Origin of the sequence: Pseudomonas sp. 2,4-D (genome assembly GCF_030418155.1) — a bacterium.
Taxonomy (GTDB): Bacteria; Pseudomonadota; Gammaproteobacteria; order Pseudomonadales; family Pseudomonadaceae; genus Aquipseudomonas; species Aquipseudomonas alloputida.
Window position 1 is genome coordinate 60352 of record NZ_JAUHUI010000019.1, and the last position, 14406, is coordinate 74757.

Annotated in this window: 15 protein-coding genes and 1 tRNA gene; 6 read left to right on the forward strand and 10 right to left on the reverse strand. The window is 61.9% G+C overall.

The genetic code is table 11. The annotated features are described in order from the left end of the window. Positions 1–93 precede the first annotated feature (93 nt). The 3 genes from gabT to QYE47_RS15355 form a co-directional block, all read right to left on the reverse strand. Positions 94–1371, reverse strand: a complete 1278-nt coding sequence (gabT, locus tag QYE47_RS15345) for a 4-aminobutyrate--2-oxoglutarate transaminase (RefSeq protein WP_003255866.1) — start codon at positions 1369–1371, stop codon at positions 94–96. 182 nt (positions 1372–1553) lie between these two features. Beyond that, entirely contained in the window at positions 1554–2996 is a 1443-nt protein-coding gene (gene gabD, locus QYE47_RS15350; protein ID WP_010951596.1) for an NADP-dependent succinate-semialdehyde dehydrogenase, read from the reverse strand. Positions 2997–3225: 229 nt separating this feature from the next. After that, entirely contained in the window at positions 3226–3351 is a 126-nt protein-coding gene (locus QYE47_RS15355; protein ID WP_014589313.1) for an aryl-sulfate sulfotransferase, read from the reverse strand. Between the two features lie 120 nt (positions 3352–3471). Here QYE47_RS15355 and QYE47_RS15360 point away from each other — a divergent pair. The 3 genes from QYE47_RS15360 (at position 3472) to QYE47_RS15370 (ending at position 6048) form a co-directional block, all read left to right on the forward strand. Then, positions 3472–3548 (forward strand) — tRNA-Arg (locus tag QYE47_RS15360). A 162-nt stretch (positions 3549–3710) separates the two neighbouring features. Then, on the forward strand, positions 3711–5441 hold the full coding sequence (locus QYE47_RS15365; RefSeq protein WP_070383350.1) for a dipeptidase: 1731 nt from the start codon (positions 3711–3713) through the stop codon (positions 5439–5441). A 169-nt stretch (positions 5442–5610) separates the two neighbouring features. Beyond that, positions 5611–6048: a CBS domain-containing protein gene (locus QYE47_RS15370; RefSeq protein WP_070383349.1), complete on the forward strand. Its 438-nt coding sequence runs from the start codon at positions 5611–5613 to the stop codon at positions 6046–6048. A gap of 6 nt (positions 6049–6054) precedes the next feature. On the opposite strand, the gene QYE47_RS15375 is transcribed toward QYE47_RS15370, so the two are convergent. The 3 genes from QYE47_RS15375 to QYE47_RS15385 all read right to left on the reverse strand — a co-directional run bounded on the left by QYE47_RS15375 (position 6055) and on the right by QYE47_RS15385 (position 7525). Then, a complete protein-coding gene (locus tag QYE47_RS15375) occupies positions 6055–6693 on the reverse strand; it encodes a hypothetical protein (protein ID WP_003255871.1) in 639 nt (212 codons plus the stop codon). Between the two features lie 69 nt (positions 6694–6762). Beyond that, on the reverse strand, positions 6763–7005 hold the full coding sequence (locus tag QYE47_RS15380; RefSeq protein WP_014589309.1) for a DUF2789 domain-containing protein: 243 nt from the start codon (positions 7003–7005) through the stop codon (positions 6763–6765). 61 nt (positions 7006–7066) lie between these two features. Continuing rightward, entirely contained in the window at positions 7067–7525 is a 459-nt protein-coding gene (locus QYE47_RS15385) for an aminoacyl-tRNA deacylase (protein ID WP_003255874.1), read from the reverse strand. A 98-nt stretch (positions 7526–7623) separates the two neighbouring features. Here QYE47_RS15385 and QYE47_RS15390 point away from each other — a divergent pair, with 98 nt between their 5' ends. Both QYE47_RS15390 and QYE47_RS15395 read left to right on the forward strand, forming a co-directional pair. Next, positions 7624–8970: a nodulation protein NfeD gene (locus tag QYE47_RS15390; protein ID WP_014589308.1), complete on the forward strand. Its 1347-nt coding sequence runs from the start codon at positions 7624–7626 to the stop codon at positions 8968–8970. Between the two features lie 2 nt (positions 8971–8972). Continuing rightward, positions 8973–9725, forward strand: coding sequence for a slipin family protein (locus QYE47_RS15395; protein WP_014589307.1), 753 nt, complete (start codon positions 8973–8975; stop codon positions 9723–9725). 48 nt (positions 9726–9773) lie between these two features. On the opposite strand, the gene QYE47_RS15400 is transcribed toward QYE47_RS15395, so the two are convergent. From QYE47_RS15400 to QYE47_RS15410, 3 genes are all read right to left on the reverse strand, one after another. Continuing rightward, positions 9774–10406, reverse strand: a complete 633-nt coding sequence (locus QYE47_RS15400) for a LysE family transporter (RefSeq protein WP_010951582.1) — start codon at positions 10404–10406, stop codon at positions 9774–9776. 198 nt (positions 10407–10604) lie between these two features. Further along, positions 10605–11192: a mechanosensitive ion channel family protein gene (locus QYE47_RS15405; protein ID WP_014589306.1), complete on the reverse strand. Its 588-nt coding sequence runs from the start codon at positions 11190–11192 to the stop codon at positions 10605–10607. Then, the gene (locus QYE47_RS15410) at positions 11192–13102 is read right to left on the reverse strand and encodes an ATP-binding cassette domain-containing protein (RefSeq protein WP_023389966.1); all 1911 of its coding nucleotides are present in this window, start codon (positions 13100–13102) and stop codon (positions 11192–11194) included. Before QYE47_RS15410 ends, QYE47_RS15405 begins: the two co-directional genes overlap by 1 nt. 50 nt (positions 13103–13152) lie before the next feature. Here QYE47_RS15410 and QYE47_RS15415 point away from each other — a divergent pair, with 50 nt between their 5' ends. Further along, positions 13153–13632 carry a TIGR02444 family protein gene (locus QYE47_RS15415; RefSeq protein ID WP_070383348.1) on the forward strand — a complete coding sequence of 160 codons (480 nt, stop codon included), beginning with the start codon at positions 13153–13155 and terminating at the stop codon, positions 13630–13632. On the opposite strand, the gene QYE47_RS15420 is transcribed toward QYE47_RS15415, so the two are convergent. Further along, complete coding sequence (locus QYE47_RS15420) at positions 13611–14378, reverse strand: AlgP family protein (RefSeq protein ID WP_301159096.1); 768 nt, start codon at positions 14376–14378, stop codon at positions 13611–13613. The genes QYE47_RS15415 and QYE47_RS15420 overlap by 22 nt on opposite strands. Positions 14379–14406: the final 28 nt, after the last annotated feature.

Consider the following 14406-nt stretch of genomic DNA (forward strand, 5'->3'; position numbering starts at 1 on the left):
TCCAAAGCCAGTCCTCCGATAACCATAGCGCCACATGGCTTATCTGGGCATAAAAAAACCCGCCTAGGCGGGTTTTTTCTGAAGCGCGTCACATCAGGCGATTTCAGCGAAGCACTCTTCGATGATGGCCAGGCCCTTGTCCAGCAGCGCGTCTTCGGCGGTCAGCGGAACCAGGATACGCAGGACGTTGCCGTAGGTGCCGCAAGACAGCAGGATCAGACCCTTTTCACGAGCCTTGGCGACAACCTGGCCAACAGCAGCAGCGTTCGGGGTGTGAGTGCCCTTCTCGAAGACTTCGACGGCAATCATCGAGCCCAGACCACGGACGTCGCCGATGATCGGGTACTTCTTCTGGATTTCGCGCAGGCCAGCGGTCAGGCGCTCACCCACAGCCTTGCTGCGGTCCAGCAGTTTTTCTTCCTCGAACACTTCGATCACGGCCAGGGCCGCGGCGCAAGCGATCGGCGAACCCGCGTAGGTACCGCCCAGGCCGCCAGGAGCGATGGCGTCCATGTATTCGGCCTTGCCGCACACACCGGCCAGCGGGAAGCCGCCAGCGATGGATTTGGCGAAGGTGGTCAGGTCAGGCGCAACGCCCATCTGTTCCATGGCGAAGAAGGTGCCGGTACGGCCAGCGCCAGTTTGTACTTCGTCGGCGATCAGCAGGATGCCGTGCTGGTCGCACAGGGCGCGCAGGCGTTTCATCAGCTCTTTCGGCGCTGGCAGGAAGCCGCCTTCGCCTTGCACTGGCTCAAGGATGATTGCGGCGATGTCGCGCGGCTCGGCGTCGTTCTTGAAGATGCGCTCGACCGAGGCGATGGCGTCGTCAACGCTGATACCGTGCAGTTCGCTCGGGAACAGGGCGCGGAAGATGCCGCCTGGCATCAGGCCCATACCAGCGGAGTACGGCACGACCTTGCCGGTCAGGCCCAGGGTCATCATGGTACGGCCGTGATAACCGCCGGTGAAGGCGATGACGCCAGCGCGGCCAGTGGCAGCACGGGCGATCTTGACGGCGTTTTCAACGGCTTCGGAGCCGGTGGTGACCAGCAGGGTCTTCTTGTCGAAGTCGCCTGGGACCAGCTTGTTGATCTTTTCGCACAGCTCTACGTAGGGTTCGTAAGCCAGCACCTGGAAGCAGGTGTGGCTGACCTTGGTCAGCTGCTCTTGCACGGCTGCAACCACTTTCGGGTGCAGGTGGCCGGTGTTCAGTACTGCGATGCCGCCAGCGAAGTCGATCAGTTCGCGGCCTTCAACGTCGATCACGGTCGAGTTCTTCGCGGTGTCGACGAAGATCGGGTGGATCTGGCCGACGCCACGTGGGACGGCAGCTACACGACGTTGCATCAAGGATTCGTTGGTTTTGCTCATAATGCCCTCATTGCGCCGACAGGAATGGCGCTTTTATTCGGGGGCGGCTGGGAGTGCTCGCGAACAGTATTCGTTGATCGACTGTCGTGAACGCCCTGGCCACCAGGTACTGCAATGTAAAAAAGGCCAGCGAGACGTCGCTCTCGCGCCCCGCTGGCAGAGGTAAAGCCTTTACCGTGCTATCAGACGCTGATGCACAGGTATTTGATTTCGAGGTAGTCCTCGATACCGTACTTGGAACCTTCGCGGCCCAGGCCCGAAGCCTTGATACCACCGAACGGCGCCACTTCGTTGGAGATCAGGCCGGTGTTGATACCCACCATGCCGTACTCCAGGGCTTCGGCGACACGGAACACACGGCTCATGTCACGGGCGTAGAAGTACGAGGCCAGGCCGAACTCGGTGTCGTTGGACATGGCGATGACTTCGGCTTCGTCTTTGAAGCGGAAGAGCGGCGCCAGTGGGCCGAACGTCTCTTCCTTGGCGACAGCAGCGGTCTTCGGTACGTCAACCAGGATGGTCGGCTCGAAGAAGTTGCCTTCGATCAGCTTGCCACCGGACAGCACTTTGGCGCCTTTGCTGACGGCGTCCTCGATGTGTTCCTGGACCTTGGCGACAGCCTTGCCATCGATCAGCGGGCCAGTGGTGGTGCCTTCTTCCAGGCCGTTACCGATCTTCAGCTTGGCAACTGCAGCGGCCAGCTTCTCGGCGAACGCGTCGTAGACGCCGTCCTGCACGTAGATACGGTTGGCGCAGACGCAGGTCTGGCCGTTGTTACGGTACTTGGAGATGATCGCGCCCTCGACCGCCTTGTCCAGGTCGGCGTCGTCGAACACGATGAACGGGGCGTTGCCACCCAGCTCCAGGGAAACCTTCTTGATGTCCTTGGCGCATTCTTCCATCAGCTGGCGACCGATTTCGGTCGAGCCGGTGAAGGACAGCTTGCGTACCAGGGAGTTGCCGGTCAGTTCGCCGCCAACTTCGCCGGCGCTGCCGGTAACCACACTCAGCACGCCAGCCGGGATGCCGGCACGGTGGGCCAGCTCGACCAGCGCCAGAGCGGAGTATGGGGTTTGCGAAGCCGGCTTGAGGACCATGGTGCAGCCAGCGGCCAGGGCCGGGCCGGCTTTACGGGTGATCATGGCGGCCGGGAAGTTCCACGGGGTGATGGCCGCGGTAACGCCGATTGGCTGCTTGATGACAATCAGGCGCTTGTCTGGCTGGTGGCCCGGGATGGTGTCACCGTAGATGCGCTTGGCTTCTTCGGCGAACCACTCGATGAACGAGGCAGCGTAGGCGATTTCGCCCTTGGCTTCGGCCAGCGGCTTGCCCTGTTCGGTGGTCATCAGGCGAGCCAGGTCGTCCTGGTTCTCGATCATCAGTTCGAACCAGCGACGCAGCTTGGCCGAGCGCTCTTTCGCAGTCAGGGCACGCCATGCCGGCAGGGCCTTGTCGGCGGCTTCGATGGCGCGGCGGGTTTCCGCAGTGCCCATCTTCGGCACGGTACCGATGACTTCGCCGGTGGCCGGGTTGGTCACCTTGATGGTCTGGCCGTTGTCCGCATCCAGCCACTCACCATTGATATAGGCTTGCTGGCGGAACAACTGAGCGTCTTTGAGCTGCATGTCGGCTTCCCGAATTGTTGATTGTTGAAAAGCGCCCAAGGCAGGGCATCGAGCGTTTGAAATCTCAAACGAATGCTAAGCGGCTGCTGGGGTGTTGGACAATAGGCTGTTCGAAAAAAAGAACGAATGGTTGAACAGCCCATCTGAAATCGCCCGCAGAATGGCCGCTGAAGGGTAGACGATGCTGCGGCCGGACGCGGGGCGAAGCCAAAATTCGTTTCATTGCTTGTCATGGCCAATTTACTCCGCCCTGATGCTGGGCTGAAACGATGATGCTGTCGTTATCGGCGCCGTAATCGATGGCATTGACGTGCGCCCAGTTCCGGCCGGTACCTCCCGACCAACCGTTGTTCATTTCCGATCTGTATTGTCGTGTATCCGTCCCACAGGGATCTGCACAGCCAACACGGTAAAAACAGCTACAGATCAAGGCGATGGACGTCAACGACACAGATGGGTATCATGCGTGCGCGTTGCACTCGTAGCTCAGCTGGATAGAGTACTGCCCTCCGAAGGCAGGGGTCGTGGGTTCGAATCCCGCCGAGTGCGCCATATCAAGAAAGCCCTGGGCCTGAGCCCGGGGCTTTTTCGTTTGTGCGCCATGTCACCTTTCTGGTACTCCCGTGCCACGGGTCATTGATGTTAGCGTGGGCGTCTTCCCGTTCTCCGAACGGGTAACCCATAACAATGATTGGCGAAGGAATGCGCACAACCATGCAGTTGAAAAAACTCACCGCCACCACCCTGTTGCTGGCCAGCATCGGCCTGTTCACCCAGCCTGCCCAGGCCAACCTCACCCAGCAGCAGTCCGCAGCTATCGTCAAAGCCTTCGACGGCAGCGACCCAAGCGACTTCAAGCAATTCCTCGGCAAGCTCAAAGGCAGCGACCTGGGCAAGGCCGACAACCTCGAGGCAACCGTCGACGCCTACCTGGCCAACAAGCCACTGGCCGCCGGGCAACAAGACGAGATCAACCGCCTGCTCGGCCTGTATACCCGCATCAAGTATGGCAAGGCCGCTACAGAAACCCTGCGTGAACTGGTAGCCATCCCCACCTTCAACGTCGAGGGTATGCCGCAGTACGAAAACCCTGAATTCCTCAAGATCGCCGACAGGATCAAGGCCTTGGCCGACAGCTTCGGCCTGGCCTTCCGCAACATCGACAACCGGGTGTACGAGATCTCGCTGGGCAGCGGGAAGGAAGTGATCGGCATCCATGCCCACGCTGACGTCGTGCCGGTCAACCCGGACAACTGGAAGCTGGCCGATGGTACGCGCCTGGACCCGTTCAAGGTCACCCTGGTGGGTGACCGCATGTACGGCCGCGGCACCGAGGACGACAAGAACGGCATCGTGGTGGCGATGTACGCGCTGAAAGTGGCCAAGGATGAAAACCTGCCGCTCGCCCGGCAGTTCAAACTGCTGATCGACACCACCGAAGAAACCAGCGGTGATGCCATCCCCTACTACTTCGAGCGCAACCCTACGCCCGAATACAACCTGGCCCTCGACGGCGGCTACCCGGTAGTGATTGCCGAGAAAGGCTACGGCACGGTCATGGCCAGCTTCAATAAGCGCCCAGCCAGCGGCAAAGGTGCCGAGATCGTCAACCTGACCGGTGGCCTGGCTACCAACCAGATCCCGACAACTTCGGTAGCGACCCTGATTTCTGACAACCCGGCACAGCTGACCAAGCACCTGCAGCAAGCCGGCGCCAAATACGTGAAGCAGCATGGAAGCGACTTCAGCATCGACGCCAAGGCCGACGGCAAGCAGGTGTTGCTCACCGTTACCGGTGTTTCCGCACACTCTTCGGAGCCGGAATCCGGCATCAACCCGGTGGCGCGTATGCTCGACTTCATCAATGGCCTCGGCCAGCAGGTGCCGCTCAAGCACAACCACTTTACCGACGCTGCCCGCTACGCCACCGACAACTGGGGCCTGGACTACCTGGGCAACAAGCTCGGCGTTGCCTTCAAGGACCCGTTCATGGGCCCGCTGACCACCTCGCTGACCTTTGTCGGGGTGGATGACAAAGGCTTGAAACTGGCGGTAAACCTGCGCATTCCCAAGGGGAAGCCGATCGCCACGATCAAGGACGAACTGGCCGACAAACTGGGCAAATGGACCCGGCAAAGCAACACCTCGGTGGCGTTCGATTACAGCCTGGACGAGCCGATGTACCGCAACCCCGAAGGCGAATGGGTCAAGGCCCTGCTCGCTGTGGCCACGGAGAACCTGGGCATGAAGCATGAGTTTGGTACCTCGGCCGGCGCGACCTCGGTGCACGATCTTCCCAACGGTGTGCAATTTGGCCTGGCCATGCCGGACGTGAAGTACACCGGGCACAACGACAACGAGTTCAAGACCGTGGAACAGTTCATGCTGGACCTGCAGGTAGTGAGCGAGATGGTGGCGCGGATCGGGCAGATGCCAAAACTCTGATTGGCTGCACCGGCCTCTTCGCGGGTAAAGCCGAGAAGAGGCCGGCACAAGCAACCACCCATGACGTTTTTCAATCGCCTCCATGCCGTTTCCTGCATTGCCGTGCAGAGCGCCGTACCGGATGCTTTAGTTAAACCGAGACAGCGTTTTTTCACCCGCAGAGGCCCGTATGAAGAACGTCGAACAAATCCTCAAGACCAAGTCCCAGCACCAGACCGTGTACACCATCGGCCCGGATGACTCGGTGCTCGACGCCCTGAAACTGCTGGCGGAGAAAAACGTCGGTGCACTGCCCGTGGTCGAGGGTGGCCAGGTGGTGGGTATCGTCAGTGAACGGGACTATGCGCGAAAACTGGTCCTCAAGGGCCGCTCTTCCGCCGCCACGCCGGTACGCGAAATCATGAGCGCACCGGTGGTCACCGTGGAGCCCAAGCAAAAGCTCGATTTCTGCATGAACCTGATGACCGACCGGCACCTGCGTCACCTGCCGGTGGTCGACAACGGCACATTGCTCGGCCTGCTGTCGATCGGCGACCTGGTCAAGGAAACCATTGACGAACAGGCGAGCCTGATCAAGCAAATGGAGCAGTACATCCGCGGCGAATGAAGCGCCTCAATGGTAGGCGCGCTCCAGTTCGTCCAGCTGATGGTCGAAGCTACGCAAGCGCGCCGACCAGGTGTACACCAGCACTTCCAGGTCACGGTTGAGCACTGCCGTATTGCCGTGGCCGCTGTGCGTGGGCTCGCCGAGGTCCAGCTGGTAGCGTTCGCGGGCCATCGCCTGGGCCACGCTGGACAGATCGCGAGCGTTGGCCAGCCAGTGGTGATGACGGTCATGGATTTCGCGGTCGAGCACCCGGCACTGGCGCTTCAGCGCATCCAGGCTCTGCTCCAGCGGAGTGCCCCTGAGCTCGCCCATGACCTCTTCGAAGGTACGCCCCGAATGCCAGTAGCTGCCCCAGAAATAACGGTCGAAGACCGTCTCGACGCGGCGTAGCGCAACCTTGGTGTTCCAGATGGTCAGCAGCGTTCGCCCCTGCACCACTTCGCGCTTATTCAGGCGCAGCTGCTGCCAGGCGATCCATGTCAGCGCCACCAGTGCAACCGCTACAGTGACTGCGGCAGCGGCGTACAGGAAATGCACGGCCTGGTTCATCTGTTGCGTCTGTCTGATGCCATAGAAGTAACTGGCCGTCAGGGTGCCCAGGATCGTCACGGAACACCAGAAACCTGGTGCGTAGGGATCTTTCATCGCGCTATCCCCTTATTGTTTTCCTGAGCATAGCAACGGCCGATCACTCGTCAGGTGCCGCTCGGCGCTTTATTTTCGGGGGCGGCGCAACGCTTCGTTGAGTTGATCGAAGGGCACGGCCCAATCGGAATCTTCAATGATGCTGTCCTTGAGAAATGCCCGCTGAGAGTCGTTCCAGAACGGCGCGTCCACCAGCTTGATTTCGTTCTTCAGCGGGGAATGGCTGGTGATGAACTGATCGATACTCGTGGGATCGTCGGGCAAGCCCAGCTGCTTGAACAGGTCGGCAAAGGGATGGATCGGCGCTTCCATGGTTCCTCCTGAGCGCCAGGCAAGCCGTCCACGACGCCCGCCTGGCATTGGTTTGAAGACATCAGCACAGCTCGCGCACTTCGGCGTGCGGCACCAGTTTCATGTACTGCTCCATGCTCATGTGAATCAGGTGATCGTGGTCACCCGCTTCCAGGTAGACATCGCCTTGGCGGGTAAGACTCGGGTCGAGCAGCATTTTTATCTGGTAGGCATCGCCAAGGGCCGGCACGGCACCGCGCTCGCAGTCGTTGAACAGGCTCGGCAGACCGCTTTCACGGGTCAGATGCCACGCCCCGGACATACGCACCTTGGTCATGTCCAGGTGCCGGTTGGCCGGTAGCACGGCCATGATGTAGTTGCCATGACGGTCATCGAGCATCACCGACTTGGCGACCCGCTCGGCGGGCACGCCGGCCGTTCGGGCCGACTCCAGGCTGGTGGCCGAATGTGGGTGGGGAATAATGTCGTAGTCGCAGTTGGCCTTGTCCAGGCGGGCCTGCAGGGTCTTTGCCATACGCATGATGCACCTCCGGTTTCGCCCCCCAATCTCCAATTTTAGGCCGGGTACGGGTGGGCGGGGCTAAACTTGTGTAATACGCGCAAATGAGGTGACGACAGGTGATCGCCCGCTGCTGGCGTTTGCTGTTGCTGCTGTTATTGCTTGGCATCACGCCAGGTGGCCAGGCAGCGCCCGGCGCGGTATGGGTGCTGAACATCGACGACGCCATCGGCCCGGCCAGCGCCGACTACCTGGTGCGCAGCCTCAGCCAGGCCCAGGCGCAAGGCGCGCAACTGGTGGTTATCCGCATGGATACCCCGGGCGGGCTGGACAGCGCCATGCGCCAGATGATCAAGGCAATTCTCGCCAGCCCTGTACCGGTCGCCAGCTACGTTGCCCCCAGCGGAGCCCGCGCCGCCAGCGCCGGCACCTATATTCTCTACGCCAGCCATGTCGCGGCGATGGCGCCCGGAACCAATCTGGGAGCTGCCACGCCGGTGCGGATCGGCGGTGCGCCTGGCACGCCCAGTGACGACAAAGCCAAAGGCGGCGACGATGAAACTCTCGCTCGCAAACAGGTCAACGACGCCGCCGCCTACATCCGTGGCCTGGCGCAGATGCGCGGACGCAACGCCGACTGGGCGGAGCAGGCCGTGCGCGAGGCGGTCAGCCTGTCCGCCAGCGAGGCCTTGCGGTTGAACGTGATCGATCAGGTGGCCGATGACCTGTCTGACCTGCTGCGCAAGCTCGACGGCAAAACGCTCCAGGTGGCCGGCCAGCCACGCCAGTTGCAGACCGCAGGCGCCAGCGTGGTCGAGCACCTGCCAGACTGGCGCACACGGGTTCTGGCGGTCATCACCAACCCCAGCGTAGCGCTGATCCTGATCATGATCGGCGTTTACGGCCTGTTGTTCGAATTCATGAACCCCGGTTCTGCGGTGGGCGGTGTGGTCGGTGGTATCTGCCTGCTGCTGGCGCTGTATGCGCTGCAGCTGTTGCCGGTGAGTTTCGCCGGGGTGGCGCTGATCCTGCTTGGCATCACCTTCATGATCGCCGAAGCCTTCTTGCCCAGTTTCGGCGTGGTCGGCTTCGGCGGCATCGTTGCCTTTGTGGTCGGCGCATTGATCCTGATCGACACCGACGCCCCCGGTTTCGGCATCCCGCTGGCCTTGATCGGCACCTTGGCGCTGCTCTCGGCACTCCTGATCGGTGGCGTGCTGGGCATGGCCCTCAAGGCCCGGCAACGGGCTCTGGTCAGTGGCGACGCCGGCCTGGTCGGCAGCCTGGTCACCGTCACCCAGGTGATGGCAAGCGACCCCTTCTGTGGTGTCGTGCTGGCTCAGGGCGAGCCATGGCAAGCACGGTGCGCAACGCCGCTGCAAACTGGTCAGAACGTGCGGGTGACCGCGCGCCATGGCGTGATGCTGGAAGTGAGCGCCGCCGCCCCTGCGACGCAAGGAGAATGAGCATGTTCATGCAATTCGGTTTCGGCGCTGTGCTGATCGTGCTGGCCATGCTGGTCCTGTCGGCGTTTCGCATCCTGCGCGAATACGAGCGGGGCGTGGTGTTCCAGCTGGGGCGCTTCTGGCAGGTCAAAGGGCCGGGGCTGATCCTGTTGATCCCGGTGATCCAGCAAATGGTACGGGTCGACCTGCGTACAGTGGTACTGGATGTGCCGCCGCAGGATGTGATCACCCGCGACAACGTTTCGGTCAAGGTCAACGCAGTGTTGTACTTTCGCGTGCTCGACCCGCAGAAAGCGATCATTCAGGTCGAGGATTTTCTGGTGGCGACCAGCCAGCTGGCCCAGACGACCCTGCGTGCGGTGCTGGGCAAGCACGAACTGGATGAGCTGTTGGCAGAACGCGAGCAACTTAATCTGGACATCCGTCAGGTGCTGGATGCTCAGACGGATGCCTGGGGCATCAAGGTGGCCAACGTCGAGATCAAGCACGTGGATCTGAACGAGTCGATGGTACGCGCCATCGCCCGCCAGGCCGAGGCCGAGCGCGAACGTCGGGCCAAGGTGATTCATGCAGAAGGTGAACTGCAGGCGTCGGAGAAACTGATGCAAGCCGCGCAAATGCTGAGCAAGGAGCCAGGGGCGATGCAGTTGCGCTATATGCAGACGCTGGGGATGATTGCCGGGGACAAGAGCTCGACCATCGTCTTCCCGCTGCCGATAGATCTGCTGAAGGGGTTGGTGGACAAGGAAAAATAGTGATGGGCCAATCGCGGGTTTTCCCGCGAATGGCTTGTATGCGCTCTGTCAGACGGGCGCGCGGCGCAAGGTCGCCAGGAAGGTGGCTGCACCAATGAACAACCCGGCAAAGGTGCGGTTCAAACGCTTCTGCTGTTTGGGCGTGCGCAACATGCGCAACACATGCGAAGCCAACCCGGTGTACCCCGCCATCACCAGCAGGTCGACAGTGACCATGGTCACGGTGATCGCCACATATTGCGGCAGCAGCGGCGCATGGGGATTGAGAAACTGCGGCAGCACCGCCAGCATGAACACCAGCGCCTTGGGGTTACTGATGTTGACCAGGAAACCACGGAACACCAGGCTCAGCGGCTTGCCGATCGGGCGCACGCCTGATTCATCGCTCATGTCCATCGGCAGGGCACGCCACTGCTTATAGGCCAGGTACACAAGGTAGCCGACGCCAAACCACTTGATGACCTGGAACGCCGTGGCCGAGGCAGCCAGCACGGCACCGACGCCGGCGGCGATGATGGCGATCTGCATGATCAGGCCCAGCTGCAGGCCCAGGGCGTTCCAGTAACCACGCCAGAAGCCGTATTGCAGGCCGCTGGACATCGAGGCAATCGCCCCGGCACCGGGTGAAAGGCTGATCACCCAGCAGGCGGCAAAAAAGCCTAACCATACTTCCATCGACATCACACACCTCGCTCGAACATATGTTGCAAAACGTTAAGCTAAGGTTTTGGCGAAAAAATAACCAGTGATTTCTGATGGATTTGTGTGGCCTGACCTGGCCTCTTCGCGGGCACGCCCGCTCCCACACCTACAGTGCATTTTCAGACGCTGTGGAATACCTGCGGGAGCGGGCGTGCCCGCGAAGGGGCCAGAACAGGCTCAGTCAGCTTCGGCAGCTGTGTCTTTGTGCAGGGCCTGTACCTCGGCCCCGCGCCAGCGCCGCACCGACTTCTGGAAGAACTGACTATTGGGCACCTGCACCAGCGCTCCGCCCGCTTCGGGCACTTCCAGCAGGGTGGTAAAAAGCAGGTTGATAGCAATCACCCGGCCTTTCACGCCTGGCTTGTCGAGGGTGTCGACCAGCTCGACCACATCGCCGATGCGAAACGGCCCGACCGTGAAGATCAACACCGCGCACAACAGGTTGGACAGCACGCTCCACATGGCGAAGAAGGCCACCGCCGCTACCGCTACGAAGCCGGAAAGTGCTGTCCACAACACGGTTGCCGAAACACCCATGCGCTCCAGCACGAACAGCAGCGCGCTGCCCATGATCAGCCAGCGCAGGCCACCGCGCACGGGCACCAGCAGCTCCGGCGGTAACGGGTAACGCTGGCCCAGACGGCTCAGCCCGCGGGCGACGATACGTTGCAGGATGAACGCCGCTGCCAGGATCAGGAGGATCTGCAAACCCAGCCAGAAGGTGTCCATCCATTGCCCTGGCAGCAGCGAACGCAGTTCCTCCATCAGGACAACGCCTCGAGTTCGGCCTGCATGCTTTCCAGGGTTTCCAGCGCTTCCATCCAGGCCTCTTCCAGCTCGCCTTCGCGTTGCTTGAGCCGGGTCTGGCGCGCCAGCAGGTCACGCAACTCGTCCTTGCGCGCCGCATCGTAAAGGCCACCATCACCCAGCGCGGTCTCGATCTCGGCCAATTGCGCGTGCACCTGGTTGAGCTCGGTTTCCAGCTTGTCGGCAGCCTTCTTGTGCGGTGCCAACTGCTGACGCAAGGCTGCGGCAGCCTGGCGCTGGGCTTTCTTGTCGGTCTTGTCCGGGTTGACCGGTGCAGTACTGGCCGGCGCACTGCGCTGGCGGTACTCGACCAGCCAGCGGCTGTAGTCCTCCAGGTCACCGTCGAAGGTGTCGACCTTGCCGTCGGCCACCAGCAGGAAGTCGTCCGTGGTGCTCTTGAGCAAATGACGGTCGTGGGACACCACCACCACTGCACCGGCAAACTCCTGCAAGGCCATGGTCAGCGCCAGACGCATTTCCAGATCGAGGTGGTTGGTCGGTTCGTCGAGCAGCAGCAGGTTTGGCCGCTCCCAGGCAATCAGCGCGAGTGCCAGGCGGGCCTTTTCGCCACCGGAGAAGTTCACCACCGGCTCGTCGCAACGGGCACCGTGGAAGTCGAAGCCGCCGAGGAAGTCGCGCAGCGTCTGCTCACGCTCGGTAGGAGCGATGCGCTGCAGGTGCAGCAGCGGGCTGGCCTTGTCGTCCAGCGAGTCCAGCTGGTGCTGGGCAAAGTAGCCTACAGCCAGGTTCTCGCCACGAACCAGGCGGCCCGACAACGGCTCCAGCTCACCTGCAAGGTTCTTGATCAGGGTCGACTTGCCGGCGCCATTGGGCCCGAGCAGACCAATACGAGCACCCGGGGTCAGCTGCAGCTTGACCTTGTCGAGGATGGCCTTGTCGCCATAACCCAAGCGACCTTCGGAAAGGCTAAGCAACGGGCTGGAAATTTTCTGCGATTCACGGAAGACAAAGTCGAACGGCGAGTCGACATGCGCCGCCGATAGCTCTTCCATGCGCTCCAGGGCCTTGATCCGGCTTTGCGCCTGACGGGCCTTGGTGGCTTGCGCCTTGAAGCGGGCAATGTACTTTTCCATGTGCGCGCGCTGCGCCTGCTGCTTCTCGTAGGCTTGCTGCTGCTGCGCCAGGCGCTCGGCACGGGTGCGCTCAAAGGCGGTGTAGCCGCCTTTGTACAAGTTGAGCTTGCGCTGCTCGACGTGCAGCACATGGTCGACCACGGCATCGAGGAAGTCACGGTCGTGGGAGATCAGCAACAATGTGCCGGGGTAGCCCTTGAGCCAGTCTTCCAGCCACAGGATAGCGTCGAGGTCGAGGTGGTTGGTGGGCTCGTCGAGCAGCAACAGGTCGGACGGGCACATCAGTGCCTGGGCCAGGTTCAGGCGCATCCGCCAGCCACCAGAGAAATCGCCGACACGGCGGTCCATCTGGTCGTTGGTGAAGCCCAGCCCAGCCAGCAACTTGCGCGCACGGGCGTCGGCGGTATAGCCGTCGGCGCTTTCCAGCTCACTGTGCAGGCGCGCCAGGGCGGTGCCGTCGTGGGCCTGCTCGGCCGCGGCCAGTTCGGCCTGGACCTTGCGCAGGCGCACGTCGCCGTCAAGCACATAGTCCACAGCCAGGCGGTCGAGGGTGTCGACCTCTTGACGCATGTGGGCGATGCGCCAGTCGCCGGGCAGTTGGCAGTCACCGGCATCGGGCGACAGTTCACCGCGCAGCAAGGCGAACAGGCTGGATTTTCCGGCGCCGTTGGCGCCGATCAGGCCGGCCTTGTGACCGGCGTGCAGGGTCATCTCGGCGCCTTCTAGCAAGCGCTGCGGACCACGCTGTAAAGTGAGGTTGGATAGTCTGATCATGATGGTCGCGGAGTCTACCAGCTTCCTCGGCCCATAGCGCGAGTGGAACCATGCACACCGACCTGTGGAATTACGCCCTGGCCCTGTATGCCAGGCCCGGCGTGGAAGCCGCCTGCCTTGAACTGCAGGCACTGGGTGGCGATGTCTGCCTGCTGCTGTGCGCGACCTGGCTGCAAGCACGTGGTGTGGCCGTACTAGGCGAACGTGCGCAAGCACTGCAAGAACTTGCCGAGCCTTGGCAGCGTGACGTGGTCGCCCCGCTGCGCAGCCTGCGCCAGCAATGGCAAACCCCAGCATCGGGTGATGCACAATTGGCCGCATTGCGTGAACAAGTGAAGGGGTTGGAGTTACAGGCAGAAAAAGCCTTGCTGGAGCGCTTGCAGGAACGTTCGCAACAGTGGCCCGTGGGCTCCCATGAGCCCGCGGACGACTGGCTGGCCCGGCTGGCACCGGACCAGGCTCTGCATCATGACGCGCTAGTTCAGTTGCGCGTCGCAGCGGCTGCGCTTCAGGACGCCGAAGGTGCCTGAGACGGCGTGCTCACAGGTGCCGACGGTGCTGCAGCAGCCGGGCTCACCGAGTTGGTTGCGGCGGCCGGTGTAGCGGGTTTGGCTTCAGCAGGTTTGGCGGCGGGTTTGGCGGCCGTGGGTGCTGGTGCCTTGGCGGCAGCTGGTTTTGCGGCCGGCTTGGCAGCAGGGGCTTTGGCAGCTGGCTTGGCCGCAGGTTTGGCTGCCGCAGTCGCCTTGGCAGCCGGTTTGGCCGCAGCGGTCGCCCTGGCAGCTGGTTTGGCCGCAGGCTTGGCGGCAGCGGTCGCCCTGGCAGCTGGTTTGGCCGCAGGCTTGGCAGCAGCGGTTGCCTTGGCAGCCGGTTTGGCCGCACGTTGATCAAGGGCCTTGCCTGCAGCTTCGCGTACTTTACCTACACCCTGAGCCAGCTTGAGGCTGTCCTGAGCATCGCGTTTGAGTTGCTGAATGTAAGAGCGCGTCTGGGTTTGACGTTCCTTGAGAGACTCGAGCAGTTCTTCAAGTTCACCGATGGCTTTTTGCGCCTTGCTTTGCGCCTTGGCTTTACCTGCCTTGGCCGCGTCCTGCAGTTTCAGGCGACCGTTGTGCAGTTTTTCCTGCGCCTTGCCACGCTGCTTTTCCAACTTCGCCAGCAGTTTTTCCGCATCAGCCAGCGCTTGCGAGCAGGCCTCTTCCAAGTGTTCGAGCAAGCTGCCCGAAAGTTGCTGGAGCAGGTGTAACGGCGTACTTACTGGCTTCTTTTTGGCCGACATGGTTTACCTCCTGGCTGACGAGATTGCG

What these genes read in the sequence shown, in the direction of transcription:
- QYE47_RS15395 (WP_014589307.1), top strand. Translation starts at nt 8,973, where the DNA reads ATGTTCATGCAATTCGGTTTCGGCGCTGTGCTGATCGTGCTGGCCATG.
- QYE47_RS15380 (WP_014589309.1), bottom strand. Translation starts at nt 7,005, where the DNA reads ATGGAAGCGCCGATCCATCCCTTTGCCGACCTGTTCAAGCAGCTGGGC.
- QYE47_RS15365 (WP_070383350.1), top strand. Translation starts at nt 3,711, where the DNA reads ATGCAGTTGAAAAAACTCACCGCCACCACCCTGTTGCTGGCCAGCATC.
- QYE47_RS15385 (WP_003255874.1), bottom strand. Translation starts at nt 7,525, where the DNA reads ATGCGTATGGCAAAGACCCTGCAGGCCCGCCTGGACAAGGCCAACTGC.
- gabD (WP_010951596.1), bottom strand. Translation starts at nt 2,996, where the DNA reads ATGCAGCTCAAAGACGCTCAGTTGTTCCGCCAGCAAGCCTATATCAAT.
- QYE47_RS15370 (WP_070383349.1), top strand. Translation starts at nt 5,611, where the DNA reads ATGAAGAACGTCGAACAAATCCTCAAGACCAAGTCCCAGCACCAGACC.
- QYE47_RS15355 (WP_014589313.1), bottom strand. Translation starts at nt 3,351, where the DNA reads ATGAACAACGGTTGGTCGGGAGGTACCGGCCGGAACTGGGCGCACGTC.
- QYE47_RS15405 (WP_014589306.1), bottom strand. Translation starts at nt 11,192, where the DNA reads ATGGAGGAACTGCGTTCGCTGCTGCCAGGGCAATGGATGGACACCTTC.
- gabT (WP_003255866.1), bottom strand. Translation starts at nt 1,371, where the DNA reads ATGAGCAAAACCAACGAATCCTTGATGCAACGTCGTGTAGCTGCCGTC.
- QYE47_RS15410 (WP_023389966.1), bottom strand. Translation starts at nt 13,102, where the DNA reads ATGATCAGACTATCCAACCTCACTTTACAGCGTGGTCCGCAGCGCTTG.
- QYE47_RS15375 (WP_003255871.1), bottom strand. Translation starts at nt 6,693, where the DNA reads ATGAAAGATCCCTACGCACCAGGTTTCTGGTGTTCCGTGACGATCCTG.
- QYE47_RS15420 (WP_301159096.1), bottom strand. Translation starts at nt 14,378, where the DNA reads ATGTCGGCCAAAAAGAAGCCAGTAAGTACGCCGTTACACCTGCTCCAG.
- QYE47_RS15415 (WP_070383348.1), top strand. Translation starts at nt 13,153, where the DNA reads ATGCACACCGACCTGTGGAATTACGCCCTGGCCCTGTATGCCAGGCCC.
- QYE47_RS15400 (WP_010951582.1), bottom strand. Translation starts at nt 10,406, where the DNA reads ATGTCGATGGAAGTATGGTTAGGCTTTTTTGCCGCCTGCTGGGTGATC.